The organism is Enterobacter cloacae complex sp. P38RS, assembly GCF_014930775.1.
GTDB lineage: Bacteria > Pseudomonadota > Gammaproteobacteria > Enterobacterales > Enterobacteriaceae > Enterobacter > Enterobacter bugandensis.
Window position 1 is genome coordinate 37,906 of the sequence record NZ_JADBRS010000014.1, and the last position, 25,387, is coordinate 63,292.

Sequence of the window (25,387 nt, forward strand, 5' to 3'; positions counted from 1 at the left end):
TTTTTTGCGTCACCAGACCCTGGAACCAGCATGGAAACAAAAAAAAATAATATTGAATACATTCCTGAGTTTGAAAAATCCTTTCGACACCCGCGCAACTGGGGCGCCTGGCTGGGGGTTTACACCTTTGCGGGCATCGCTATGCTGCCTGCCGCGCTGCGCGATCCCGTACTGGGAAAAATTGGCCGTCTGGCCGGACGCTTAGGTAAAAGCGCGCGTCGTCGTGCGCAGATCAACCTCTATTACTGTTTTCCTGAAAAAAGCGATGCCGAGCGCGAGGCCATCATCGACGCGATGTATACCACCGCACCGCAGGCCATGGCGATGATGGCGGAGCTGGCGCTGAAAGGACCGGAAAAAATCATCGACCGCGTTGACTGGAAAGGGCTGGAAATCATCGACGAAATGCGTCGCAATGATGAGAAGGTCATTTTTCTCGTGCCGCACGGCTGGGGCGTGGATATCCCGGCAATGCTGATGGCTTCCCAGGGGCAGAAAATGGCGGCGATGTTCCATAACCAGGGCAATAAAATCTACGATTTTGTCTGGAATACGGTACGTCGTCGTTTTGGCGGACGTTTGCATGCGCGTAACGACGGCATCAAGCCGTTTATTCAGTCGGTACGTCAGGGGTACTGGGGCTACTATTTGCCGGACCAGGACCACGGACCCGAGCACAGCGAGTTTGTCGACTTCTTTGCGACCTACAAAGCCACGCTCCCCGCGATTGGGCGCCTGATGAAGGTCTGCCGCGCCCGCGTGATCCCGCTCTTTCCGGTTTACGACGGTAAAACGCATCGTCTGAGCATTGAAGTCCGTCCGCCGATGGACGACCTGCTGACCGCGGACGATCGCACCATCGCGCGCCGCATGAACGAAGAGGTGGAGCTGCTGGTGGGGCCGCATACCGAACAGTACACGTGGATACTGAAGCTGCTGAAAACGCGGAAGCCGGGAGAGACGGAGCCCTATAAGCGTAAAGAGCTTTACCCGAGGAAATAGAAAACCTTCACCTTGCCCCTCTCCCCTTAGGGGAGAGGGGATCGGATCTTACTCTACAGTCAGTACGCGCGTGGTATTGGTTGAGCCGATGGTGCTCATCACGTCACCCTGCGTCACGATGACGATATCACCAGACACCAGGTAACCTTTATCGCGCAGCAGGTTTACGGCATCGTGCGCCGCGGCTACGCCGTCATTGGTGCTGTCGAAGTGTACCGGGGTAACACCGCGGTACAGCGCCGTCAGGTTCAGCGTACGCTCGTGGCGTGACATGGCGAAAATCGGCAGGCCGGAGCTGATGCGAGAGGTCATCAGCGCGGTGCGGCCAGATTCGGTCATGGTGATGATCGCCGTAACGCCTTTCAGATGGTTGGCTGCATACATGGCGGACATCGCAATCGCTTCTTCCACATTGTCGAACTGGATATCCAGGCGGTGCTTGGAGACGTTAATGCTTGGGATCTTCTCCGCGCCCAGGCAGACGCGCGCCATTGCGGCCACGGTTTCTGCCGGATACTGGCCCGCCGCAGTTTCCGCTGACAGCATCACCGCATCGGTACCGTCCAGCACGGCGTTAGCGACGTCCATGACTTCCGCACGGGTTGGCATTGGGTTAGTGATCATGGATTCCATCATCTGGGTGGCGGTGATCACCGCGCGATTCAGCTGACGTGCGCGACGAATCAGCGCTTTCTGGATACCGACCAGTTCAGGGTCGCCGATTTCCACGCCCAGATCGCCACGGGCAACCATCACCACGTCAGAGGCGAGGATCACATCGTCCATCGCATCCTGATCGCACACGGCTTCCGCGCGTTCAACCTTAGCGACGATTTTGGCATCACAGCCTGCGTCACGGGCCAGACGGCGCGCATAGTTCAGATCTTCCCCACAGCGTGGGAAGGAGACCGCCAGGTAGTCGACGCCGATCTGGGCCGCCGTTACGATATCCGCTTTGTCTTTGTCGGTCAGGGCTTCCGCAGAGAGGCCGCCGCCCAGTTTGTTGATGCCTTTATTGTTGGAGAGCGGGCCGCCGACGGTGACTTCAGTGAACACTTTCATCCCCTGAACTTCCAGCACCTTCAGCTGGACGCGACCGTCGTCGAGCAGCAGGATATCGCCAGGTACCACATCAGCCGGCAGGCCTTTATAGTCGATCCCGACTTTCTCTTTATCGCCTTCGCCTTTGCCGAGGTTGGCATCCAGCAGGAATTTGTCGCCGATATTGAGGAAAACTTTACCTTCTTTGAAGGTTGATACACGAATTTTTGGACCCTGCAGGTCGCCGAGGATAGCGACGTGGCGGCCCAGCTTAGCGGCGATCTCACGCACTTTATCGGCACGCAATTTATGGTCTTCTGGCGTACCGTGAGAGAAGTTCATACGCACCACGTTGGCGCCAGCGGCGATAATTTTTTCGAGGTTATTATCGCGATCGGTGGCCGGGCCTAAGGTGGTGACGATCTTGGTTCTGCGAAGCCTTCTGGACATGTAATACTCCGTTGACTGAAACAACTTTGGTGTTGCGTGAACATTGAATCGGCCTTCATCTACTGCAAGGCAGCAAAGAGGGGGCCGAATGCCGAAAATCGTTACATCTAATTATGGGTTACGTCTTCGTTATCTACTTTCAGGGAACATCGCTCTTTATAAGCAATTCTTTATCAAAACGCGATTCCTTCAGCGCTTCCTTGACTCGCTTCAAGTTATCTCGGAATTTTGCGCCCCGGCGTAAGGTAAATCCGGTCGCCAGCACGTCGATTACCGTGAGTTGCGCCAGACGGGACACCATTGGCATATACATGTCGGTATCCTCAGGCACGTCCAGGGTAATGGCGAGAGTCGCCTCCCGCGCCAGCGGCGTGCCGGCGGTGGTGAGGGCGATTACCATGGCATCGTTTTCACGGGCCAGCTGCGCCAGCTCAACCTGGCTTTTGGTGCGGCCAGTGTGCGAAATCAGTACCACGACGTCATCCTCACTGCAATTCATACAGCTCATGCGTTGCAGCACAATGTCATCGGAATAAATAACCGGCACGTTAAAGCGGAAGAATTTATTCATGGCGTCGTGCGCCACGGCGGCTGACGAGCCAAGACCGAAGAATGCAATGCGTTTGGCCTGGGTGAGTAAATCCACCGCGCGGTTTACTGAACTCATATCCAGACTTTGACGAACGTGATCGAGCGTGGCCATGGCCGACTCAAATATTTTTGCCGTATAGGCATCTACGCTGTCGTCTTCATCCACATTACGATTAACATAGGGGGTGCCGTTTGCCAGACTTTGTGCCAGATGCAGTTTAAAATCAGGAAAGCCGCGCGTTTCCAGGCTGCGGCAGAAGCGGTTGACCGTCGGTTCACTGACGCCCGCTTCCTGAGCCAGAGCGGCGATGCTTGAATGAATCGCCTGAGCGGGCGCGGCCAGAATGACTTCAGCCACTTTTCGCTCGGATTTGCTAAGGTGTTCCAGTTGATACTGGATTTTTTCAAGCATGTTCATTGTTAACAAGGCGCTCATGGGGGTGGAAACGATTTCACTCATTGATGAAATCTTGATTCGATTAGCCGATATTACCCCTGTGGCTTCCCTAAAGGGTAACAGTCGACAAGATAATGTTGTTGTTTTTTTTCATTACTTGATCGATGTCGGGTTTTGCTATGACCCTGTTGCGCAAATTATCGACGGCTGTTGCGTCATTACGTCGCCATAATCGACTGAATGGCGAAAAATCGCCGTATCGCACGAGACGATAAGCGCTAATGGTTTCGGGAATGACGTAAAAGCAGTACAGTGCATTGTAATAAAATTACAACGATACCTGGCAGAAGCACCAGGTGATCCAACTGAGGAGAATGACATGGCGGTAACGCAAACAGCCCAGGCATGTGACCTGGTCATTTTCGGCGCGAAAGGCGATCTTGCACGCCGAAAATTGCTGCCTTCCCTGTATCAACTGGAGAAAGCGGGCCAAATTCATCCGGATACGCGTATCCTGGGTGTTGGGCGCGCCGACTGGGACAAGGACGCTTATACCAAAGTTGTCCGCGAGGCGCTCGAAACTTTCATGAAGGAAAAAATTGATGAAAGTTTGTGGGATACCCTCAGCGGTCGTCTCGATTTCTGCAACCTGGACGTTAATGACGTCAGCGCGTTTTCCCGCCTGGGTGCCATGCTGGATCAGAAAAACCGTGTCACCATTAACTATTTCGCCATGCCGCCAAGCACCTTTGGTGCCATCTGCAAAGGTTTGGGCGAAGCCAAACTGAACGCCAAGCCGGCGCGCGTGGTGATGGAAAAACCGCTGGGGACGTCGCTGGCTACCTCCCGTGAAATTAACGACCAGGTGGGCGAGTTCTTTGAAGAGTGCCAGGTCTACCGTATCGACCACTATCTCGGTAAAGAGACGGTACTGAACCTGCTGGCGCTGCGTTTCGCTAACTCCCTGTTTGTGAATAACTGGGACAACCGTACCATTGACCACGTGGAAATTACCGTGGCGGAAGAGGTGGGGATTGAAGGTCGCTGGGGTTACTTTGACCAGGCCGGCCAGATGCGCGACATGATCCAGAACCACCTGCTGCAAATTCTGTGCATGATTGCCATGTCTCCACCGTCTGACCTGACGGCTGACAGCATCCGCGATGCCAAAGTGAAAGTGCTGAAGTCGCTGCGCCGCATTGACCGCTCCAACGTGCGCGAGAAAACCGTTCGCGGCCAGTACACTGCCGGGTTTGCGCAAGGTAAAAAAGTGCCAGGCTACCTGGAAGAAGAGGGCGCGAACAAGTCCAGCAATACCGAGACGTTTGTGGCCATCCGCGTGGATATCGACGACTGGCGCTGGGCGGGCGTGCCGTTCTACCTGCGCACCGGTAAGCGTCTGCCGACGAAGTGTTCCGAAGTGGTTGTCTACTTTAAGAACCCGGAACTGAACCTGTTTAAAGAGTCCTGGCAGGAGTTGCCGCAGAACAAGCTGACCATCCGTCTGCAGCCGGACGAAGGGGTGGATATCCAGATCCTCAACAAAGTGCCGGGCCTGGATCATAAGCACAACCTGCAGACCACCAAGCTGGATCTGAGCTACTCCGAAACCTTCAACCAGACGCACCTTGCGGATGCTTACGAGCGTCTGCTGCTGGAAACCATGCGCGGTATCCAGGCGCTGTTCGTGCGTCGCGACGAAGTGGAAGAGGCGTGGAAATGGGTTGATTCCATCACCGAAGCCTGGGCTGCCGATCAGGATGCGCCAAAACCGTATCAGGCGGGTACCTGGGGGCCTGTGGCGTCGGTGGCGATGATCACCCGCGATGGCCGCTCCTGGAACGAGTTTGAGTAGCATATTCCGCTAGCCCGAAAGTGTTATTTTACCGGTAACATGATCTAACACAGCTAGTGGCACAATTTTTATACTTTTAAGCTCCGCGTGGATTCACCCGCGGGGCTTTTTTTATTACACTGCCGGAAGTGATTTTGCCCCTGAGCTCCGGACAGCAAGCGTTTCAGCGTTGTTAACAACCGCCAGCTACTTTGTAAACTCCCGAGCCCGGACAGATAAATTAAAGGAGCTTTTATGAATCCTGTATTGTTACGCGTAACACAACGCATTATCGAGCGCTCGAAAGAGACCCGTTCGGCCTACCTCGCCCGCATTGAACAGGCGAAAAGCAACACCGTTCACCGCTCCCAGCTGGCCTGCGGTAACCTGGCCCACGGCTTCGCTGCCTGCCAGCCTGATGACAAAGCCTCACTGAAAAGCATGTTGCGTAACAATATCGCTATTATCACGTCCTATAACGATATGCTCTCCGCGCATCAGCCGTATGAGGTCTATCCCAACATCATTCGTAAAGCGCTGCACAGCGTGAACGCGGTCGGGCAGGTGGCAGGGGGCGTCCCGGCCATGTGCGACGGCGTGACGCAGGGGCAGGATGGTATGGAGCTGTCGCTGCTGAGCCGCGAAGTGATTGCGATGTCTGCGGCGGTGGGCCTGTCACACAACATGTTTGATGGCGCGCTGTATCTCGGCGTGTGCGACAAAATCGTCCCGGGCCTGGTGATGGCGGCGCTGTCGTTTGGTCATCTGCCTGCGATTTTCGTGCCGTCCGGCCCGATGGCCAGCGGTCTGCCGAATAAAGAAAAAGTGCGTATCCGCCAGCTGTATGCGGAAGGCAAAGCCGATCGTCAGGCGCTGCTGGAAGCCGAAGCCGCGTCCTACCATGCGCCGGGCACCTGTACGTTCTACGGCACGGCCAACACCAACCAGATGGTGGTGGAGTTTATGGGGATGCAGCTTCCGGGCTCGTCCTTCATCCAGCCGGACGCGCCGCTGCGCCAGGCGCTGACCGAGGCCGCGGCCCGTCAGGTGACGCGCCTGACAGGAAACGGCAATGAATGGATGCCGATGGGCAAAATGGTCGACGAAAAAGTGATCGTCAACGGTATCGTCGCCCTGCTGGCAACCGGCGGTTCAACTAACCACACCATGCACCTGGTGGCCATGGCGCGCGCGGCGGGTATCCTGATTAACTGGGATGACTTCTCCGACATCTCCTCCGTGGTACCGCTGATGGCGCGTCTGTACCCGAACGGGCCGGCGGACATCAACCACTTCCAGGCTGCGGGCGGCGTGCCGCTGCTGATGCGCGAGTTGCTGAAAGGCGGTCTGCTGCATGAAGACGTGAACACCGTAGCCGGATTTGGTCTGCAGCGCTACACCCAGGAGCCGTGGCTGAACAACGGCGAGCTGGACTGGCGCGACGGGGCAACCGCGTCTCTTGATCCGCAGGTGATTGCCACTATCGACAAACCGTTCTCCCACCACGGCGGTACCAAAGTGCTGAGCGGCAACCTTGGCCGCGCGGTGATGAAAACCTCTGCCGTGCCGGAAGAGAACCAGGTTATCGAGGCCCCGGCGGTAGTGTTTGAAAGCCAGCACGACGTGTTGCCTGCCTTCGACGCCGGTCTGCTGGATAAAGACTGCGTGGTGGTCGTGCGTCATCAGGGGCCAAAAGCGAACGGCATGCCAGAATTACATAAACTTATGCCACCACTTGGTGTATTATTGGACCGCCGTTTCAAAATTGCGTTAGTGACCGATGGCCGCCTGTCAGGCGCATCCGGCAAAGTGCCTTCCGCCATCCACGTCACGCCTGAAGCCTACGACGGCGGCTTGCTGGCGAAAGTGCGCGACGGCGACATGATCCGCGTGAACGGCCAGACTGGCGAGTTAACCCTGCTGGTGGATGACGCGGAGCTGGCGGCACGTCAGCCTCATATTCCTGACCTGAGCGCATCGCGCGTGGGGACCGGACGCGAAATGTTCAGCGCGCTGCGTGAGAAGCTCTCCGGTGCGGAGCAGGGCGCAACCTGTATTACGTTTTAAGACGACTTGATTTTAACGATCTGGCGAGAGAGAACTCTGATGAAAAACTGGAAAACAAGTGCAGAAGCAATCCTGACCACTGGCCCTGTCGTGCCGGTTATCGTGGTAAACAAGCTGGAGCACGCTGTGCCAATGGCGAAAGCGCTGGTTGCGGGCGGCGTTCGCGTTCTGGAAGTGACCCTGCGTACCGCCTGCGCGATGGATGCCATCCGCGCCATCGCTAAAGAAGTGCCGGACGCCATCATCGGTGCGGGTACCGTTCTCAACGCGCAGCAGCTGGCGGAAGTGACCGAAGCCGGCGCACAGTTTGCCATCAGCCCGGGCCTGACCGAGCCGCTGCTGAAGGCCGCGACCGAAGGCACCATTCCCTTGATCCCGGGCATCAGCACCGTTTCTGAACTGATGCTGGGCATGGACTACGGTCTGAAAGAGTTCAAATTCTTCCCGGCAGAAGCGAACGGCGGCACCAAAGCGCTGCAGGCAATTGCCGGTCCTTTCTCTCAGGTACGCTTCTGCCCGACGGGCGGTATCTCCCCGGCTAACTACCGCGACTACCTGGCGCTGAAAAGCGTACTGTGCATCGGCGGCTCATGGCTGGTTCCGGCGGATGCGCTGGAAGCGGGCGACTGGGATCGCATCACGAAACTGGCTCGTGAAGCGGTTGAAGGCGCGAAGCAGTAAGCCATATGCAGCATGAAAAACGGGCCTTTCGGCCCGTTTTTTTTATCCTGCTACCTGAACGTTCGCAGCCGCCGCTTTTGCTCTTGCTACGGCCTCGTCAACGTTATCCCCGGTGGCTAACGCCACGCCCAGACGACGCGTACCGTCGATCTCCGGCTTGCCGAACAGACGGACCTGCAGGCCTGCGCCCACCGCGCCTTCGACGTTATCAAACGTCACATTCTGGCTGGTCAACTGCGGAAGGATCACCGCCGACGCCGCCGGGCCGTACTGGCGGATGCCGCCAACCGGCAGGCCGAGGAAGGCGCGCACGTGCAGGGCGAACTCCGAGAGATCCTGCGAAATGAGCGTGACCATACCGGTGTCGTGCGGGCGAGGGGAGACTTCGCTGAAGATCACTTCGTCACCGCAGACGAACAGCTCCACGCCGAACAGGCCATAACCGCCCAGGGCCAGAACGGTTTTACGGGCAATCTCCCGGGCACGCTCCAGCGCCAGGTCGCTCATCTGCTGCGGCTGCCAGGATTCACGATAATCGCCATCTTCCTGACGGTGGCCAATTGGGTCGCAGAAATGGACGCCGTCCACGGCACTGACGGTGAGCAGAGTGATTTCGAAATCAAACTTCACCACGCCTTCGACGATCGCGCGACCGGCACCGGCACGGCCACCCTGTTGCGCATAATCCCACGCGCTGTCCAGCTCGCTGCTGTCGCGAATAAAGCTCTGACCTTTCCCGGAAGAGCTCATCACCGGCTTAATGATGCACGGGTAGCCAATCTCTTCAACGGCCTGCAGGAATGCGGCTTTGTCACCCGCAAAACGGTAGCTAGAGGTAGGCAGCCCCAGCTCCTCCGCCGCCAGGCGGCGAATGCCTTCACGGTTCATGGTCAGCTTTGCCGCTTTGGCGCAGGGCACCACGCGCTGGCCTTCCTGCTCAAGGGCGATCAGCGTATCGGTTGCGATAGCTTCAATTTCCGGCACGACAAAATCCGGTTTCTCCCGTGCAATGAGCGTACGCAGGGCATCACCGTCCAGCATGTTAATCACATAAGAACGATGGGCGACGTGCATGGCGGGCGCGTCGGCGTAGCGGTCTACGGCAATCACCTCCACCCCTAAACGCTGACACTCAATGGCGACTTCTTTACCCAGTTCGCCCGATCCCAACAGCATTACGCGCGTCGCCGCAGGTCGCAGCGCGGTTCCTAAACGAGTCATAACATTCCCCCTGAAAAAGATGCGCGCAGTATAAACGAAAACGTTTGCGTCTGTCTTGCGCACGGCAAAAGGGCAGACCAGAAATTTGCGCTTCTTTAGGCTTGATGGACATTTCCTGACGCCTGCTCGCTTACGCTGGAGAACATGTTAACCGTTAAGCGAGGGAAACCATGTCAGGCTGGTTAAATCAACTGCAATCCATGTTAGGGCAGAAAACGTCTGGTTCCGGCGAGCAGGGGCTGAGCAAACTTCTGGTACCGGGGGCGCTCGGTGGGCTGGCAGGGCTGCTGGTTGCCAATAAATCCTCACGCAAGCTGCTGGCGAAGTACGGTACCGGCGCGCTGCTGGCCGGGGGCGGCGCTATCGCCGGCACCGTGCTGTGGAACAAATATAAGGACAGGGTGCGAGCGGCGCACCGCGATGAACCTCACTATGGGGAGCATACTTCTCCGCTGGATCTGCGCACGGAGCGGCTCATCCTGGCGCTGGTGTTTGCCGCCAAAAGCGACGGGCATATTGATGATAATGAAAGAGCGGCTATCGAACAGCAGCTGCGCGAGGCGGGTGTTGAAGAACAGGGCAGAACGCTGGTGGCGCAGGCCATTGAACAGCCGCTCGATCCGCAGCGTCTGGCACTGAGCGTGAAAAATGAGGAAGAGGCGCTGGAACTCTATTTTCTCAGCTGTGCCGCCATAGATATCGATCACTTTATGGAGCGTAGCTACCTTAACGCCCTCGGCGACGCGCTGAAGATCCCTCAGGACGTGCGCGAGGGGATAGAAAAAGATATCGGGGAACAAAAACAGGCGCTACAGGGCTAACTCGCGCCCCCGTGGTCATGTTTCGCTTGCATCATGCGCGGGTTTTGCCAACCTTATAGGGTGTAAAACTTAAAAGAATGATGACATGCCACCGAAAGCCCGACGTACTCCTTATGCGATCGTCACGCATGGCGATACGCGCATAGACAACTACTACTGGCTGCGGGACGATTCGCGTTCCCGGCCAGAGGTGCTCGACTACCTGCACGAGGAAAACGACTATGGCCGCAGGGTCATGGCCAGCCAGCAGGCGCTGCAGGACCAACTGCTGAACGAAATGGTGCAGCGTATTCCCCAGCGCGACATCTCCGCGCCCTGGACCAAAAACGGCTATCGCTATCGCCATATCTATGAGCCGGGCAACGAGTATCCTATCTATCAACGACAGTCGGTATTAAGCGCCGAGTGGGATGAATGGGACATTCTGCTGGATGCAAACCAGCGCGCCGCCCATAGCGAGTTTTATACCCTGGGCGGTATGTCCATCTCCCCGGACAACACCATCATGGCGCTGGCGGAGGATTATCTCTCCCGGCGCCAGTACGGCCTGCGTTTTCGCAATCTGGAAACCGGCAACTGGTATCCGGAAATGCTGGAAAACGTCTCCCCGGATTTTGTCTGGGCGAACGATTCCGAGACGGTCTACTACGTTAAAAAGCACGCCTCCACGCTGCTGCCTTATCAGGTGTGGCGCCATACCGTAGGCACGGACTCAGCCGGTGACGAGCTGGTCTATGAAGAGAAAGACGAAACGTTTTATGTCAGCCTGCATAAAACCTCCTCGCGCCACTATGTGATTATTTTCCTCGCCAGCGCCACCACCTCGGAAGTGCTGCTCCTGGATGCCGAACTGCCTGACGCCCAGCCGCTCTGTTTCCTGCCGCGCCGCAAGGACCACGAGTACAGCCTGGATCACTTCCAGCACAGCTTTTATCTGCGTTCGAATCGTGAAGGCAAGAACTTTGGTCTGTACAAAACCAAGGTGCGCGACGAGCGCAAGTGGGAGGTGCTCATTCCCGCGCGGGATCAGGTGATGCTGGAAGGGTTCACGCTGTTTACCGACTGGCTGGTGGTGGAGGAGCGCCAGCGGGGGCTGACCAGTATCCGGCAGATCAACCGTAAAACGCGTGAGGTGATAGGGATTGCGTTCGACGATCCGGCCTACGTCACGTGGATCGGCTTTAACCCGGAACCTGAATCGTCCCGGCTGCGCTACGGCTACTCGTCGATGACTACGCCGGATACGCTCTTTGAGCTGGATATGGATACCGGACAGCGCCAGGTACTTAAGCAAACCGAAGTGAAGGGCTTTGATTCCGACAATTACCGCAGCGAACACCTGTGGGTCACCGCGCGCGATGGCGTGGAGGTGCCGGTTTCGCTCGTTTATCATAAGACGCATTTTCAGAAGGGTAAAAATCCGATCCTGGTCTACGGCTACGGCTCCTATGGCTCCAGCATGGATGCCGACTTCAGCAGCAGCAGATTAAGCCTGCTCGACCGCGGCTTTGTTTTCGCCATTGCCCATATTCGCGGCGGCGGCGAGCTGGGGCAGCACTGGTATGAAGACGGGAAATTCCTGAAAAAGAAAAACACCTTCAACGACTATCTCGACGTCTGCGATGCGCTGATTGAGCAAGGCTATGGCGATCCTCAGCTTTGCTTCGGCATGGGCGGCAGCGCGGGGGGGATGCTGATGGGGGCGGTCATCAATCAGCGGCCCGATCGCTTTAAGGGCATTGTTGCGCAGGTCCCGTTTGTCGATGTGGTTACCACTATGCTCGATGAGTCCATCCCTTTGACGACCGGGGAGTTTGAGGAGTGGGGCAACCCGCAGGATGAAACCTATTATCGCTATATGAAAGAGTACAGCCCGTATGACAACGTGGAAGCGAAAGCGTACCCGCACATGCTGGTGACGACCGGTTTGCACGATTCACAGGTGCAATACTGGGAACCGGCAAAATGGGTAGCAAAGCTGCGGGAGCTGAAAACCGATGACAACCTGCTGCTGCTCTGCACCGATATGGACTCCGGGCACGGGGGGAAATCGGGTCGATTCAAATCCTACGAAGGGGTGGCCCTGGAGTATGCCTTTTTGATAGGCCTGGCGCAGGATACGTTGCCAGGCCGTGTTCAGCGTTAAGCTTCGCCCAGATAGTGTTTCAGGGTTAAGCGCAGCTCCGGGCTCATTTTGTCGAGGTTGTTATACAGCCAGCGCAGATAGCCCGGATCTTTATCCGCAATATCCGATACCGCTCTCCCGCGGTATTTGCCGAAGGTGAACGTCGTCAGCAGCGCAGGGCGTCCGGTGATCGTTGCCATATCATCCGGCGTCCAGCCCGATGTGTTCATAATATCTATGAGCAGCGCGGCGGTGATATAGCAGTCATACAGGGCGCGGTGATGGTGCAGCCCTTCAGGGGTTCTGACACTGAGCTTGCGGGATTTATACAGCGCCATATTGCTGTATTTGATCCCTGGCCAGAGGCGACGCGCCAGCTTCATGGTACAAATCCACTCCCCGGGCATTTCGGGGAGCACCCGACGGTCAAAGCTGGCGTTGTGGGCAACGTACCATGGGCTGCCGTAGTAGTGCGGGATAACGTCTTCTATCCAGGGTTTATCCGCCACCATTGATTCTGTAATGCGATGGATAGCCATGGCCTGTGGGCTAATAGGACGATCGGGACGCACCAGATGGCTCATCGGGTTGACGATCTTTCCATCAACCACGTCGACCGAGGCCACTTCCACAATTCCGCCCTGAAGATCGCAAGTTTCGGTATCAATGACGCGCAGCATGAAAATCTCCTGAGCTTAAAACGCTTAGCCTAAAGGAATGATATCGCCTTGCCAACCCTGTCCGCTGCGCGTGCCGGTCAACAGGAGCTCCCCCTTATCTGCCCGAACGATCAGCTGGCCTTTTTCATCCCATAACGCGCTGCCCGCGCCGGCATTTGCCATTAACACCGCGATGGCATACCTGTGCGCAAAGCGCTGCAGGGTATTGATGGACTGTCGCCAGCGGTAATCCCTCACCGACTGGCAGCTGGTGAAGAGTGTTGCCTGCGGATCAAGATTCGGGGAATCGCTTTGCCCATCGATAATCGTGAGTTGTTTATCACCCGGCACCAGGCTGGCGCCGCTCCCCTGAGGGTAACGCAGAATACGATCGCGGGAGGGGATAAACAGCGCAAGGCCTTTCTGGCGCTGACCGTTTCGTTCAACGGGAAGCCCTGCAATGAGGGTAATGCGGTAAAAATGCGCGGCGTCAAGCAACGGCTGTAGTCGATCGTCTTCGGGCGGGAGCGGTAATGCCGTCGCGCCCGGGCCGGTTAATGAGAGTTCCGGGAAAACCAGCAAATCGCAATGATGCTGTGCTGCTTCGGCAATAAAGTTGAGATGGTGCGCAATATGGTCATCTACGCTTTGATGCTGCCCGCCATACTGGGCTGCCGCAATATTCCAATGTGACATCGTGACTTCCTTATACACAGAGTCGCAGGGATTAAAGAGTACACCTAATTTAATCAGGGTTTTCTTATCCTGCCAGATTCCGCGTAAGGAAGTGTAACGAGTCGTTAAGCTTATTTAACTTTCGGCTCGTACGGCAAGCGGGAGAGGTTGACCGAGGCGAGACGGTGGGCAATTAACCTTTCGCGAAACCAGTCACGCAGATGGGCGGGCTGTTCTCGCTCCACCACTTCAGCCACGATGGGCATGTTGTAACGCTCTTTAAAGGCGACGCCAGCGGCAGCGAGATCGACATTCACTTTATCCATCTCGTCCTGAGGAAGGGCGGCCAGATTGATCTTCATTACCTTCTCCTTATTTTGCGGCGGCAACGTTACCGCGATTGCGCGACGATGACAAGCAGAGCGGGATGATCCTCGACTCGTTTATTATACAGCGTTATTCTTTAGCATACAGACATAACAAAAAGGAATGATTGTGATGGGTTTATCCGCTTCCCGCGCGGTATGCGCACTGGTTTTTTTGGCCTCAACGGTAATCTCACCCTCCGTGCTGGCGCATGCGCATCTTGAGCAGCAGAGCCCGGCAGCGGACAGCCAGGTGGCGTCACCGCAGGTGCTGACGCTGAATTTCTCCGAAGGTATCGAGCCCGGATTTAGCGGCGTCGTGGTGACGGATGCGCAAAAGCAGGTGATCAAAACCGGTACCGCCACGCGAGACGAAAAGAACAAAGCACAGCTGACCGTTCCGCTGGAACAGACGCTGGCGCCGGGGGCTTACCGGGTGGACTGGCACGTGGTTTCCGTCGACGGCCATAAAACCAAAGGCAGCTATCGCTTCAGCGTGAAATAGCATGCTGGGACTGTTATACGTAGGATTGCGCTTTATCCATTTTGCGGCGTTAATGCTCGTTTTTGGCAACGCGCTTTACAGCGTCTGGTTTGCGCCTTCCGGGCTGCACCGCCTGATGGCCCGGCGTTTCCAGCTCCAGCAGAGAGTGGCGTCCATCGTCAGCCTGACCGCCGCGATCCTGATGTTTATGCTTCAGGGCGGCTTAATGGGCAACGGCTGGGGCGATGTGTTTAACCCGCAAATCTGGTACAGCGTGCTGGGAACGCGGTTTGGTGGCGTCTGGTTGTGGCAAATTATCCTCGCTGCCATCACCGTTGTCGTCGCGTGGCTCGCGCCGCTGAAAGGCTCGCGCCTGCTGCTGCTCGCCATGGGCCAGCTTATCCTGCTGGCAGGGGTAGGGCACGCGGCGATGAGCGACGGCCCGATGGGGGCGATACAGCGACTCAATCATGCTGTTCACCTGCTGTGTGCCGCAACCTGGGTGGGTGGATTGCTGCCGCTGCTGTTCTGCATGCGTCTGGCGAAAGGACGCTGGCAGAACGCGGCCATCTATACCATGATGCGTTTCTCGCGCGTGGGGCATTATGCCGTCGCAGGCGTGCTGCTCACCGGCGTAGTGAATGCGCTATTGATTCTGGGCATCCATATTCCCTGGCAGGCTGGCTACGTGCAGTTTTTGTTGTTCAAATGTGCTCTCGTGGCGTTGATGGTGGCAATTGCGCTGGCAAATCGGTATTTTCTGGTGCCACGGTTCCGTCCGGATTCCGGGCGCGCACAACAGATGTTTATCAGGATGACACAGGCAGAGGTGGTGCTAGGCGCGCTGGTTCTGGCAACGGTCAGTCTGTTTGCTACCTGGGAACCCTTCTGACAAGGTTAACTATTAAATGAAAAAGACAGTACTTTCTCTCTTATTGCTGGCCTGCGCGGGAAGCGCTCTGGCGGCACCGCAGGTAATCACAGTAAGCCGCTTTGAAGTGGGCAAAGACAAATGGGCCTTTAATCGCGAAGAGGTGATGCTGACCTGCCGTCCGGGCCATGCGCTGTATGCGATCAACCCGAGCACGCTGGTCCAGTACCCGCTCAACGATACCGCTGAGCAGCAGGTCGCCAGCGGCAAGAGCAGCGGTCAACCAGTCAGCGTGATTCAGATTGATGACCCGGCCAACCCGGGGCAGAAGATGAGCCTGGCACCGTTTATCGAGCGCGCTGACAAGCTCTGCTGACGTTCAGGTTTCCAATAAAAAACCGCAGATGCTCGCCAAAGCACTGCGGTTTTTCACTTTTAATGATGCTCTGACGCTTTTTTTCAGGCCACTTTTGCTGTGGACTGGAAAACCTGGCGTCGTCATCTATTCTTAAAAGGCAAGGCGACTTAGCCTGCATTAATGCCAACTTTTAGCGCACGGCTCTCTCCCAAGAGCCATTTCCCTGGACCGAATACAGGAATCGTATTCGGTCTCTTTTTATCTGTTTGTTTCTCAAAAGGTTTCTTCGGTTATGGACCGAAAACCCCGAGAATAGATGGACAGTTCCCTATCCTGACTAAACCATAACATACTCAGGACCGCGTGCGTCCAGGGTTTTTTGGCATCTTTGTTAAAAAATTGTGGCCTGGCGATCGCTGTGGAATCTTCGTCGGTGAAGTAAAGGCCCGGCCTGATAGTTAAATAATGAATTCCCTGAATTTATCTTTGTTGTTAACGATATACTCGGGGAAATTGTCTGCCGACAGCTCTTGCCTGATTAACTTCCTGTCTCGTCCCCAGATATCTTCGGCGTTTTTTATCACCTTCATGATATGTTCCGGGTTGTTGAACTCAGGCAGATCGTATTCCGTGTGGGAGATGGTGGACATTTTTTCTGATATGCGTTCAGGGGTCATAACCCATGAGAAATGCCAGCCACTATTTTCAATGATGCGATTGTTAAGTTTGAACCAGTTCCATTTAAGCCAGGACCAGTTTTTGACGCTTCTGGTGCGTTTAAGATTTCTGAACGACTCAGGCTCGCCGCCAAAAAAATGAACGAGGTTTTTATATTTTGTCGCTCTCGGCAGTTTACATTTTCTTGGGGTGTTATCTGTATTAAAAACCTGCAGATTAAACTGATAATTATAAAAATTCTGATAAAGCGTTGTGCAGAGTTTATTCGCGTTGATAGAGCCGATAACCTGTGGTGAAAAAATCTCGTCCACATCGGAAATTAAAATCAAATCATCATCTTTAGCACTTTTGAGGCCCTGCATGATGGCATTTCTCTGCGCGGCTTCATTCGCCCATGCATCCACCACCAGACCGTCCTGATGCTGATCGCCGCCGTCAGAGGCTTTCATGAGAGGTGTTTCATCATGCACAACATAAATAATTTTATCTTTAAAAGGACCGTATTTATTTATGTCAAAGTGAAGCTGCCGCTTTTTGCCGGTAAAGGTATGCGTTGACTCAACGATAACGAACCGATCAACAACGTCCGCTAGCGTATTTAGCCTGATATCAAGAAGCATATCTTCATCGTAATACAAGAAGCAGTCGTAAATCATCACTAAAGTCCTTAAATTTGCGTCTACACTGCGCTTTTCCAACGCATTCGCTATTTTCATTTCGCGCAATGCTAACTGAGCACCCCTGGCATATGCAAGAGTGCTCTGCTTTATCATTCCTTTCTCAAACCGAGAGCATTCTCTGTGCTGAGAGCGAAAACGCTTGTCGCGATTAGAAATGGGACTTAACGGACGCCTCAATTTCATCAAGCAGTTCAAAGCGACGACGGTATTCAGCGCGTTTTTTACTGGCTATCTCGTCGAGGGATTTGCGCTCCATCTGCAGCGGCAGCTGCCAGCAGAAGGCGGAAAGTTTTTTTCCACCCAAAGAATCCCAGAATTCGTCATAGCTGGCGTGGAAATGACGGCCTTTGCTGAGGCGATAGCGTAGCGCGCGGAAAACGTGTCCTTCATCGCTGACGGCAAAAATGGCCCGAACAGATGACTGCGCTGCCAGCTGGAAAAGTACCTCCATCAGCACGCGCTTGGGAAACAGGCCATGGCAGGCGCGAGTTGCCAGTTTAATGGCATCTCGTGACACGCAGCGACGGGGGCCCTGAAGTCCGCCAATGACCACAACGGGCTGGCCATTGCTGCGGGCGACGCTAAAGGTCAGGCTGGCAAGAAGCGTATCCTCGTTGTCGCGCAGCCAGAGCGTACTCTCACCTTCACGCTCGGCTTTGCCAGCTGAGGACGCATTAACCGTGTAGGTCACGCCGTCTTTGACATGGAACTGCGCGATAGGTTGTTCCTGCGCGCCGGTCATAGCCTGGGCAAGACGGCTCTCCTTCAGGCGATCGATCCAGTAGTAATGGTTAACGATAGCGTCGGCGCGATCGTTAGCCGTCAGACCGCGCATCAGGTACTGCCGATGGGTCTTGCTGGGCAACGTAATTTGCGATGTCAGCAGTTTGTCGAAATCGTCACGGCCAGAGAGGGCTTCCAGCATACGGTGGGTGGAAGACCAAAAGAGCAGGGAACGTAAAAGGAACTTCAGTCTGTAGTCGCGTTTCCGCCAGATTGGCCCCGGGACGCGTTTGCCGTTCACCAGCTCGGAAATAATATTCGTGCGATGCGGATAGAAAACATCGTTATGTAGCTGTGTATTAGACACGTGAAGACCTCTCGTTTTTATCTCCCCTTATTCTAAGGAGCCAGTAAAAAGGGATTAAGAGCGCGCGGATCTTTATTTCTCTTTGGTTTACCGTTTGTTTTACTTTGTACGGGCTGCGCTGATCTTCTTGCGCTTTTGACGGCGGCTATACTGTTAAAGGGAGGCCTTATGTATCAGCGAATAGAAGGTGGAGAGTGGCGTCACGTATGGGTTGTCAGCGACATACACGGCTGTTACCAGAGGCTCATGGAGGAACTGAAACGCCGTCATTTCAATCCTTATGAGGATTTACTTATTTCCGTTGGCGATCTGATCGATCGTGGTCCGGACAGCGTGAAATCATTGCAGCTCATCAATGAGAAATGGTTTCGAGCAGTGCGGGGCAATCATGAGCAAATGGCAATAGATAGCCTGGATAATAATGATTTTGCGCTCTGGACAATGAATGGCGGAATGTGGTTTTCGCGGCTTGAGCATGAAGAGCAGCAGCGGGCGCGCTCGTTACTTAACGCATGCCGTGCGTTACCGCATATTATCGAAATTACCTGCGCGAACGGGGTGAACGTTATTGCTCATGCTGATTACCCGGCGGAGGAATACCGCTGGGAAAAACCGGTAAGCGCCCAGCGCGTGTTATGGGATCGCGACCGCCTGATGGGGTTTATGGTGGGCAAAGGGCAGGGAATTAGCGGGGCGGATCACTTCTGGTTCGGACATACGCCCGTCGACAGAAGGTATGATTTTGACAATCTGCACTACATTGATACGGGGGCCGTTTTTGACGGTTACTTTACGCTGGCGCAGCTGCAGTAATAAATAACCCGCCTTCGGGCGGGTTCTCTTTAGGTCAGGCAAGACGCATGACCCAGGCATCGGTTTTACTATCGTAATGCTCACGGTAAAGGACAGAGTGTTCGCCATCAAGTATTGCCGGGACGCTGGTGTCTGCATCCCATGCATCGAGCTGCATGCACAAATCCGGGTCGGATTTGCAGGGAATACTTAACGTTCGATCGCCTTGTGCTTCGCCGCGCAGTTCTGCGTCGTCGATCTCAAAAGCGCCAATACGCACGCTGGTTTTCGTCATAGTGCTCTCCGGGTCGGTTGTCAAAATCTGGTATGACCAGTATGGGCATCCATTTTTGATCGTAGACAAGGAGAGCAAAATCGCCAGTAAAAAAATGCGCTTTTTTCAGGCGGTGCGATCGTTACCGGTAAACAGTCGGCCATCCCGGACCAGTTCGCGTGGATAGCTGTTTTTAAGCCTTGAACCGACCTTTTTGGCCAGCCCCAGCGGGAATCCCTGATAGGTCACTACCACTTCATCTGCGGAAGGCGAGCTGTCAGGATAAACATCGCGGCCACGGTACCACTCTTCAGCTTCCTGGTGCGTCAGGGCGAACGTATTCTCGTGTCCGGCAAGCGCGATGACCGCCTCGTGCTGCCAGCGATAGCCCTTATTATGCACCTCCGCAAGGCGGATCCCGATTCGGGAAAAACGGACCTTTCCGATGAGCGGTGCGATCTCTGCCGGGAACAACCATACCTCTTTATCACGCACCCAGAGTTGCAGGCTCTGATCCAAGACCAGGCCAACCTTTTCGGCGGCGGCGACAAGCTGTGCTGCATCGCGCCATTTGAGGGGGGCAAACGGGAAATTGCCGACCTTGAATTTGGGGGCGGGCAGGGGAGTAATCGCCTGCGTTTTACGCAGGCGCGCCACAAAGAACCCTTCGCAGTCGTAAATCTGCGGGAACACATGGAGGAAACCTTCCGGCGTGACCGCCTCCTGTGCCGAGGAAAACAGATCGTTGAGCGGCAGGAACTCGACCGCATCCGGGTATTGCGCTTTCAGCCACAGGCAGACGTCTTCGTTTTCATCCCGGTTCAAGGTGCACGTTGAATAGACCAGCGTGCCGCCGGGGCGCAGGGCGTGGAACGCGCTGTCGATCAGCTCCCGCTGCGTGGCGGCGATCTCAAGATTGCTCTCCACGGACCAGTTCTTTAACGCATCGGGATCTTTACGCACTACCCCTTCACCGGAGCAGGGGGCGTCCAGCAGGATGGCATCAAACATTTCCGGCAGGGCGGCACCAAAGACGCGACCGTCGAAGTGCGTAAGAGCGACATTATGAATACCGCAGCGGCTGATATTGGCATGCAACACCTTCACGCGGCTGGCGGAAAATTCGTTGGCGAGGATTGCTCCGCGGTTGCCCATGCGCGCGGCAATCTGCGTGGTTTTCGAACCGGGCGCGGCGGCGACATCCATCACGCGTTCAGGCGCGTTGCCGTCGGCGAAGAGGGCGGCAACCGGTAGCATCGAGCTCGCTTCCTGAATATAAAACAGACCGCTCAGATGTTCTGCGGTACTTCCCAGCGGCACCGCGTCTTCGTCATCGCGGTCGATCCAGAATCCCTCTTCACACCACGGAACCGGCGTAAGCTGCCAGCCGTACGGAGAAACCAGGGCCAGAAAATCCTCGACGCTGATTTTCAGGGTGTTGACGCGAATGCTGCGGCGTAACGGACGCTGACAGGCGGCGATAAAATCGTCCAGCGACAGATGAGAGGGAAGCGCCTCGCGCATCTGCGCCAGGAATTGATCGGGAAGAAATACGGAGTTTTGAGCCACGAGCACACCACAGGGAAAAGTTCAGGTGCGCAGTGTAACATAAAGGCTCCGGTGCGTTGACACCGGAGCCTGTCAGATTAACGCGGCAGGGCCGTTCCCCATTCGCGCCACTCTTTCGGTTCGCTTTCCAGCAGCAGGAAGTGTTTACCCGGCTGCGCTTTCGGCGCCAGCGGCGTTCCCGGCGGGGTGGCAAACGCAATACCGCCGCGGATGAACTGGTTGAAGGTACCGGTTTTGACCACGCCACCCGTCAGGCCGAAGTCCAGCGAATAGCCGGATGCCAGCCAGAACACCGAGTTATTACGCACCAGATGCTGGTAACGCTCGCTGATGCGTAGCGCCACCATCACGCGGTCGGAGAGCGTGCCGAGCGTGAGGCCCGTAACCGTACCCACCTCAATGCCGCGGAACAGCACCGGCGTACCGATGCCAAGCGAGCCCGCCTCCGGCACTTCCACTACAATGCTCAGGCCGCCAAGGTAGCGCGAGTCGGTAATGGTAGCTTCCTGCAGCTCGAAATCACGACGGGCTTTGCCCTGACCGGGCTCGACGTTGATGTAAGGCTGCAGAATGGTGTCGAGATGCTCAACGCCCGCGGCCGAAATCTGCGGGGTTACCACCGAGAAGCGGGAACCCGAGCGGGCGAAGGTCTGCACATATTCCGGATAAAGCACGGCGGTGGCCTGCACCTCGTTGCGCGAGGTGATGAGCGTCAGCTTCTGGATCTGCCCGATATCAATGCCCAGGTAACGAATTGGCATGCCTTCCGCCAGCTTGCCGGCATCGAACGCATGCAGGGTAATCTGCCCACCCACGGCACGCGCGGCGGTTTCGGACGGGAAGAGAATTCGCTTATCGCCTTTACGCAGGTTCGCGCCCGCGCCGCTGAGGTTATCGAAGCTGATCGCCCCGCGCAGCGCGCGCGAGAGCGGGGAGGCCTGCACGGTCAGGCCGTTGCCGTTAAGCTGCACCTTCGCGCCGCCCTCGGCCCAGAAGACGCTGTTTGGGGTCAGCAGCTTGCGGTACTCGGGCTTGATATGCAGTTCGATATCAAACGCGTCCGCACGCGGGCGAACGGCGATCACCTCCCCAACCTCAAACTTGCGGTAGAGCACCACGGAGCCCGCCTGAACGTCAGGCAGCGTCTCGGCGCTTAAGGTCAGGGTCGTGGTTGGCATATCGCTCAGGCTGTTTTCAATCGCTTTGTCCAGGTTGGCGTACAGCGGGTAGCTGTCTCGAACGGCGCCTTTATTGCCCGGCAAAATGCGAATACCGCCGTTAACCCATTCGCTGGCGCTGGCGCCGAGGAACTCCACGCCGTCCAGACCCACCTTCACGTCGACGCGGCTGTTCACCACGAACTTACTGTCGCCATGGACGAGGTTGCTGTATTGCGGATCGATAGCTACCGAGAAGCTCACGCCATTTTCGGAGAGCGTTCGCTCCAGCACCTGACCCACCTGTACGCCGTGCAGAATCAGCGGCTGACCGGCCTCAATGCCGTAACTTTCAGGCGCATTGAGCGTAACCGTCACGACGCCCGGTTTTTGCAGCAGCGCTTTATCCGCCGGGGCAATGACGAAGCTATTGCTGGGCTGGCCTTCACCGGGGATCAGTTCAAAGGTATTTCCGGTCAGCAGCGTGCTGAGGCTGGCATCGTTCAGAGAGAGTTTAGGGCTGCGCATCTCGATGCGCGTTTTCTCGCGCAGGAGATCGACCACGCTCGGATCGACCGTCATTTCGCCCGTGACCGAACCGCCAGGGTTGAGCGTCATTTTGGTGAGCTGGCCGACCTGCAGTCCCTGGTACATCAGCGGCGTTGACCCCGCTTTCAGCCCTTTGGCATCAGGCAGAACGAGCTTAACGATCACGCCACGCTGGCTGTGCGCCAGATCCGGGTATAAACCGAACGTGTCATCGGCCGTGGCAGGGCTTGAGTTTTCCGGGGAGTCAAAGGCAATGGCACCGTTAACCAGGGCGGCCAGACTCTCCAGCTTCACTTTTGCACCGCTCAGACTCAGGTCGGCATCCACGCCGGACACGTTCCAGAAGCGGCTGCCTTTTTTCACCAGATTGGTGAAGCGACGCTCGATCAGCACATCAATGGTGACGCCCTGTTTATTCGGGTTGATGCTGTAATCGTACACGCGGCCAACCGGAATCTTGCGGAAGTAGACCAGCGAGCCGCTGTTCAGCGAGCCCAAATCCGGTGCCTGAAGATGGATCATCAGATCGCCGTTATTGAGGCGGTATTTCGGCTGCGTATCCAGCGCGACAAAGTGATCCTGCGGTTCACCCTTGCCCGGCATCATGCCGATGTAGTTGCCGCCAACCAGCGCATCCAGCCCGGACACGCCGGCCAGGGAGGCTTTCGGCGTCACCAGCCAGAACTGCGTTTCGCTGCGAAGAGCATCCTGCATGTCAGATTTTATACTGACCCGCACCTGAATCTTGTTAAGCCCTTTTCCAAGGGAGATGTCCTGAACCGTACCGACTTCGACCCCCTGAAAACGAACGGGGGTTCGTCCGGCGACGATGCCGTCGGCGGTCTGAAAATCAATGGTGACGGTACTGCCGCGATCTTCATAGCTCGTCCAGATAAGCCAGCCTGCAATCATCAGGGCGATGACAGGCAGCAACCAGAATGGCGAAATGCGGCGTTTAGTTTTAATTCTCGCTTCAGTCGGCGAAGCGGGGGTTTCCTGACTCATGTGCATCCCAAAGTAAGCGGCTATCCAGCCATTCCACAGCAAGAATAGTCAATATCACCGCAGAGCCGAAATAAAAAGCCGCGGGTCCCATAGTAAAAGCAAGAAGCTGGTCGCGATTGATCAGCGACATCATCAGCGAAATCACAAACAGATCCAGCATTGACCAGCGGCCAATCCAGGTGACGAATCGCAGAAGCAGAATACGGGTACGTAAACCTTGTTCACACTTAAAGTGAATGCTGACGAGCAGGGTAAACATCACCACCACTTTGGTAAAGGGAACCAGGATACTGGCAATAAAGACGATGGCCGCCACCCCAACGTTACTGTGCGCAAGGGAGATAATACCGGAGAGGATAGTATCCTCCTGACGGCCACCGTTCACGTAAATAATGGATATCGGCAGCATATTGGCCGGGAACAGAAACACCAGGGAGGCAATCAGCGCCGCCCAGCATTTTTGCAGGCTGTTGTTGCGTCGTAACCTCAACGGTATGTGGCAGCGCGGGCAGCGTCCACGCTTGTCGGGCAACCCGGTGTAATGGCATCCCAGACAGACGCGGAGGTTTTCATCCGGGCGGGTGGCAGGGCGCTGCGGGTAAAAACGCTCCCAAAGCTGCTCAACGTTCAGGTGGATCAGTGTCAGGATGCTGAGCAATACCAGGCAGATAAATGCAAAAAGCCCGACGCCCGGCTGCAGAAAGGCATAGTCCTGCACCTTGATTGATGCCACGCCCACGCCCACCAGATAGATATCCAGCATGACCCACTCTTTAAGCTTTTCCAGCATCAGCAATACCGGACGCAGGTTCATTCCGAGGATGTTACCAAACCACAGGTAGGCAATGGCTGCAACCAGCACCAGCGGCGCGCCGACAACGCAGAACAGTACCATGGCGGCGGTGAGAGGATCGCCCTGGCTCGTCATCTGCCAGATACCCTGCAGCACGTTGGCGTCAATGCGCACACCAAGCAGGTAAAGCTTCAGAAGCGGTTCGGTCCAGGCAAAGGGCATCAGCAGCAGCATGGTAACGGCCATAGCGGCAAGGCGGGTTAACGACCAGTCGCGGCCGTCACGAATTTTAGCGTCACAGCGGGGACAAAAGGCGCTTTGGTGCGATTTCATCTTCGGCAACATAAAAAGCGTATCGCACTGGGGGCAACGCTGATAATGTGCACGAGGCAAAGCGTCGCTTACCGTATGGACAGTTATCTTTTTTGTCGGCGTAATTTTGGTTGTTTTTAAGGCCATCAGCTGCGCGCAAATAAGTATTGTTGAACGTTATATTAACTCATGAACGGATTCATCTTGAGCATGAGCGCATTTATTGCTTATTTTAATAGGCTATGCGGTAATTTTGTAAGACAACTAAGTGATTGAATAATGAACAAAACAGAATTCTACGCGGATCTGAACCGCGATTTTAAGGCATTGATGGCAGGTGAAACCAGCTTCTTAGCCACTCTGGCAAATACTAGCGCATTGCTGTTCGAACGGCTATCCGATGTGAACTGGGCTGGCTTTTATCTCCTGGAAGGTGAAACGCTGGTGCTGGGTCCGTTTCAGGGCAAACTGGCCTGCGTGCGTATTCCGGTAGGGCGCGGCGTATGCGGTACCGCGGTGGCCGAGAATCAGGTTCAGCGCGTGGAAGATGTTCATGCCTTTGACGGGCATATCGCCTGTGATGCTGCCAGCAATTCAGAGATCGTTCTGCCGCTGGTGGTAAAAAATCAGATTATTGGCGTTCTGGATATCGACAGTACGGTCTTCAGTCGCTTTACAACCGAGGACGAACAGGGGCTGCACGAGCTGGTGGCGAATCTGGAAAACGTCCTCGCTGCAACCGATTATCAAAAATTCTTTGCGAGCGTCGCAGGATAATCAACGGATAACGTAGCATTTACTGATAGCGTCATTATAATGACGCCTGTTCATGCCTGCGCTTGTTGG

General features: G+C 55.7%; 23 protein-coding genes. 11 read left to right on the forward strand and 12 right to left on the reverse strand.

Going from position 1 to position 25,387, the window contains the following annotated elements:
• Positions 1–30 precede the first annotated feature (30 nt).
• The gene (gene lpxM / locus IM303_RS16000; protein WP_028013618.1) at positions 31–1,002 is read left to right on the forward strand and encodes a lauroyl-Kdo(2)-lipid IV(A) myristoyltransferase; all 972 of its coding nucleotides are present in this window, start codon (positions 31–33) and stop codon (positions 1,000–1,002) included.
• A 48-nt stretch (positions 1,003–1,050) separates the two neighbouring features.
• On the opposite strand, the gene pyk is transcribed toward lpxM, so the two are convergent.
• Both pyk and IM303_RS16010 read right to left on the reverse strand, forming a co-directional pair.
• On the reverse strand, positions 1,051–2,493 hold the full coding sequence (gene pyk, locus IM303_RS16005; RefSeq protein ID WP_028013616.1) for a pyruvate kinase: 1,443 nt from the start codon (positions 2,491–2,493) through the stop codon (positions 1,051–1,053).
• A gap of 139 nt (positions 2,494–2,632) precedes the next feature.
• Positions 2,633–3,502: a MurR/RpiR family transcriptional regulator gene (locus IM303_RS16010; RefSeq protein WP_028013615.1), complete on the reverse strand. Its 870-nt coding sequence runs from the start codon at positions 3,500–3,502 to the stop codon at positions 2,633–2,635.
• A 358-nt stretch (positions 3,503–3,860) separates the two neighbouring features.
• On the opposite strand from IM303_RS16010, the gene zwf reads away from it, so the two are divergent.
• The 3 genes from zwf to kdgA all read left to right on the forward strand — a co-directional run bounded on the left by zwf (position 3,861) and on the right by kdgA (position 8,063).
• Positions 3,861–5,336: a glucose-6-phosphate dehydrogenase gene (gene zwf, locus IM303_RS16015; protein ID WP_028013613.1), complete on the forward strand. Its 1,476-nt coding sequence runs from the start codon at positions 3,861–3,863 to the stop codon at positions 5,334–5,336.
• Between the two features lie 234 nt (positions 5,337–5,570).
• Positions 5,571–7,382 (forward strand): phosphogluconate dehydratase, encoded by a 1,812-nt coding sequence (gene edd / locus IM303_RS16020; protein WP_041909456.1) that lies wholly within the window; start codon positions 5,571–5,573, stop codon positions 7,380–7,382.
• 39 nt (positions 7,383–7,421) lie between these two features.
• The gene (gene kdgA, locus IM303_RS16025; protein ID WP_014884307.1) at positions 7,422–8,063 is read left to right on the forward strand and encodes a bifunctional 4-hydroxy-2-oxoglutarate aldolase/2-dehydro-3-deoxy-phosphogluconate aldolase; all 642 of its coding nucleotides are present in this window, start codon (positions 7,422–7,424) and stop codon (positions 8,061–8,063) included.
• Between the two features lie 42 nt (positions 8,064–8,105).
• Here the strand turns inward: kdgA and purT are convergent, their stop codons facing one another.
• Entirely contained in the window at positions 8,106–9,284 is a 1,179-nt protein-coding gene (gene purT / locus IM303_RS16030; protein ID WP_193360081.1) for a formate-dependent phosphoribosylglycinamide formyltransferase, read from the reverse strand.
• 170 nt (positions 9,285–9,454) lie between these two features.
• Here purT and IM303_RS16035 point away from each other — a divergent pair, with 170 nt between their 5' ends.
• Together IM303_RS16035 and ptrB are read left to right on the forward strand one after the other, a co-directional pair.
• The gene (locus IM303_RS16035) at positions 9,455–10,105 is read left to right on the forward strand and encodes a tellurite resistance TerB family protein (RefSeq protein WP_045260314.1); all 651 of its coding nucleotides are present in this window, start codon (positions 9,455–9,457) and stop codon (positions 10,103–10,105) included.
• Positions 10,106–10,190: 85 nt separating this feature from the next.
• A complete protein-coding gene (ptrB, locus tag IM303_RS16040; RefSeq protein WP_193360082.1) occupies positions 10,191–12,251 on the forward strand; it encodes an oligopeptidase B in 2,061 nt (686 codons plus the stop codon).
• Here ptrB and exoX read toward each other — a convergent pair.
• The 3 genes from exoX to IM303_RS16055 form a co-directional block, all read right to left on the reverse strand.
• Positions 12,248–12,910: an exodeoxyribonuclease X gene (gene exoX / locus IM303_RS16045; RefSeq protein ID WP_025756911.1), complete on the reverse strand. Its 663-nt coding sequence runs from the start codon at positions 12,908–12,910 to the stop codon at positions 12,248–12,250. The genes ptrB and exoX overlap by 4 nt on opposite strands.
• Positions 12,911–12,934: 24 nt before the next feature.
• Positions 12,935–13,585, reverse strand: coding sequence for a carbon-nitrogen hydrolase family protein (locus IM303_RS16050; RefSeq protein ID WP_048998649.1), 651 nt, complete (start codon positions 13,583–13,585; stop codon positions 12,935–12,937).
• A 110-nt stretch (positions 13,586–13,695) separates the two neighbouring features.
• Entirely contained in the window at positions 13,696–13,926 is a 231-nt protein-coding gene (locus IM303_RS16055; RefSeq protein WP_013096102.1) for a DNA polymerase III subunit theta, read from the reverse strand.
• Positions 13,927–14,062: 136 nt separating this feature from the next.
• Here IM303_RS16055 and yobA point away from each other — a divergent pair, with 136 nt between their 5' ends.
• Genes yobA through IM303_RS16070 form a run of 3 tightly spaced genes read left to right on the forward strand, consistent with a single transcriptional unit; the run spans position 14,063 to position 15,660 of the window.
• Positions 14,063–14,434 carry a CopC domain-containing protein YobA gene (yobA, locus tag IM303_RS16060; protein WP_045260311.1) on the forward strand — a complete coding sequence of 124 codons (372 nt, stop codon included), beginning with the start codon at positions 14,063–14,065 and terminating at the stop codon, positions 14,432–14,434.
• Between the two features lies 1 nt (position 14,435).
• Positions 14,436–15,305 carry a copper homeostasis membrane protein CopD gene (copD, locus tag IM303_RS16065; RefSeq protein WP_048998651.1) on the forward strand — a complete coding sequence of 290 codons (870 nt, stop codon included), beginning with the start codon at positions 14,436–14,438 and terminating at the stop codon, positions 15,303–15,305.
• Between the two features lie 16 nt (positions 15,306–15,321).
• Positions 15,322–15,660, forward strand: a complete 339-nt coding sequence (locus IM303_RS16070) for a YebY family protein (protein WP_028013604.1) — start codon at positions 15,322–15,324, stop codon at positions 15,658–15,660.
• A gap of 440 nt (positions 15,661–16,100) precedes the next feature.
• Here the strand turns inward: IM303_RS16070 and IM303_RS16075 are convergent, their stop codons facing one another.
• Positions 16,101–16,976, reverse strand: coding sequence for a benzoate transporter (locus tag IM303_RS16075; RefSeq protein WP_047368118.1), 876 nt, complete (start codon positions 16,974–16,976; stop codon positions 16,101–16,103).
• Positions 16,977–17,148: 172 nt separating this feature from the next.
• Positions 17,149–18,090, reverse strand: a complete 942-nt coding sequence (locus IM303_RS16080; protein WP_048958966.1) for a VirK/YbjX family protein — start codon at positions 18,088–18,090, stop codon at positions 17,149–17,151.
• Between the two features lie 168 nt (positions 18,091–18,258).
• On the opposite strand from IM303_RS16080, the gene pphA reads away from it, so the two are divergent.
• Entirely contained in the window at positions 18,259–18,903 is a 645-nt protein-coding gene (gene pphA / locus IM303_RS16085) for a protein-serine/threonine phosphatase (protein ID WP_048998654.1), read from the forward strand.
• 34 nt (positions 18,904–18,937) lie between these two features.
• Here the strand turns inward: pphA and IM303_RS16090 are convergent, their stop codons facing one another.
• The 4 genes from IM303_RS16090 to yebS form a co-directional block, all read right to left on the reverse strand.
• Entirely contained in the window at positions 18,938–19,177 is a 240-nt protein-coding gene (locus tag IM303_RS16090; protein WP_008500472.1) for a YebV family protein, read from the reverse strand.
• Between the two features lie 105 nt (positions 19,178–19,282).
• Positions 19,283–20,725 carry a 16S rRNA (cytosine(1407)-C(5))-methyltransferase RsmF gene (gene rsmF / locus IM303_RS16095; protein ID WP_048998655.1) on the reverse strand — a complete coding sequence of 481 codons (1,443 nt, stop codon included), beginning with the start codon at positions 20,723–20,725 and terminating at the stop codon, positions 19,283–19,285.
• 77 nt (positions 20,726–20,802) lie between these two features.
• Positions 20,803–23,436, reverse strand: coding sequence for a PqiB family protein (locus IM303_RS16100; protein ID WP_045260305.1), 2,634 nt, complete (start codon positions 23,434–23,436; stop codon positions 20,803–20,805).
• A complete protein-coding gene (gene yebS / locus IM303_RS16105; protein ID WP_041909475.1) occupies positions 23,405–24,688 on the reverse strand; it encodes a membrane integrity lipid transport subunit YebS in 1,284 nt (427 codons plus the stop codon). Before yebS ends, IM303_RS16100 begins: the two co-directional genes overlap by 32 nt.
• A 132-nt stretch (positions 24,689–24,820) precedes the next feature.
• Here yebS and IM303_RS16110 point away from each other — a divergent pair, with 132 nt between their 5' ends.
• Entirely contained in the window at positions 24,821–25,318 is a 498-nt protein-coding gene (locus IM303_RS16110; protein WP_048998656.1) for a GAF domain-containing protein, read from the forward strand.
• Positions 25,319–25,387: the final 69 nt, after the last annotated feature.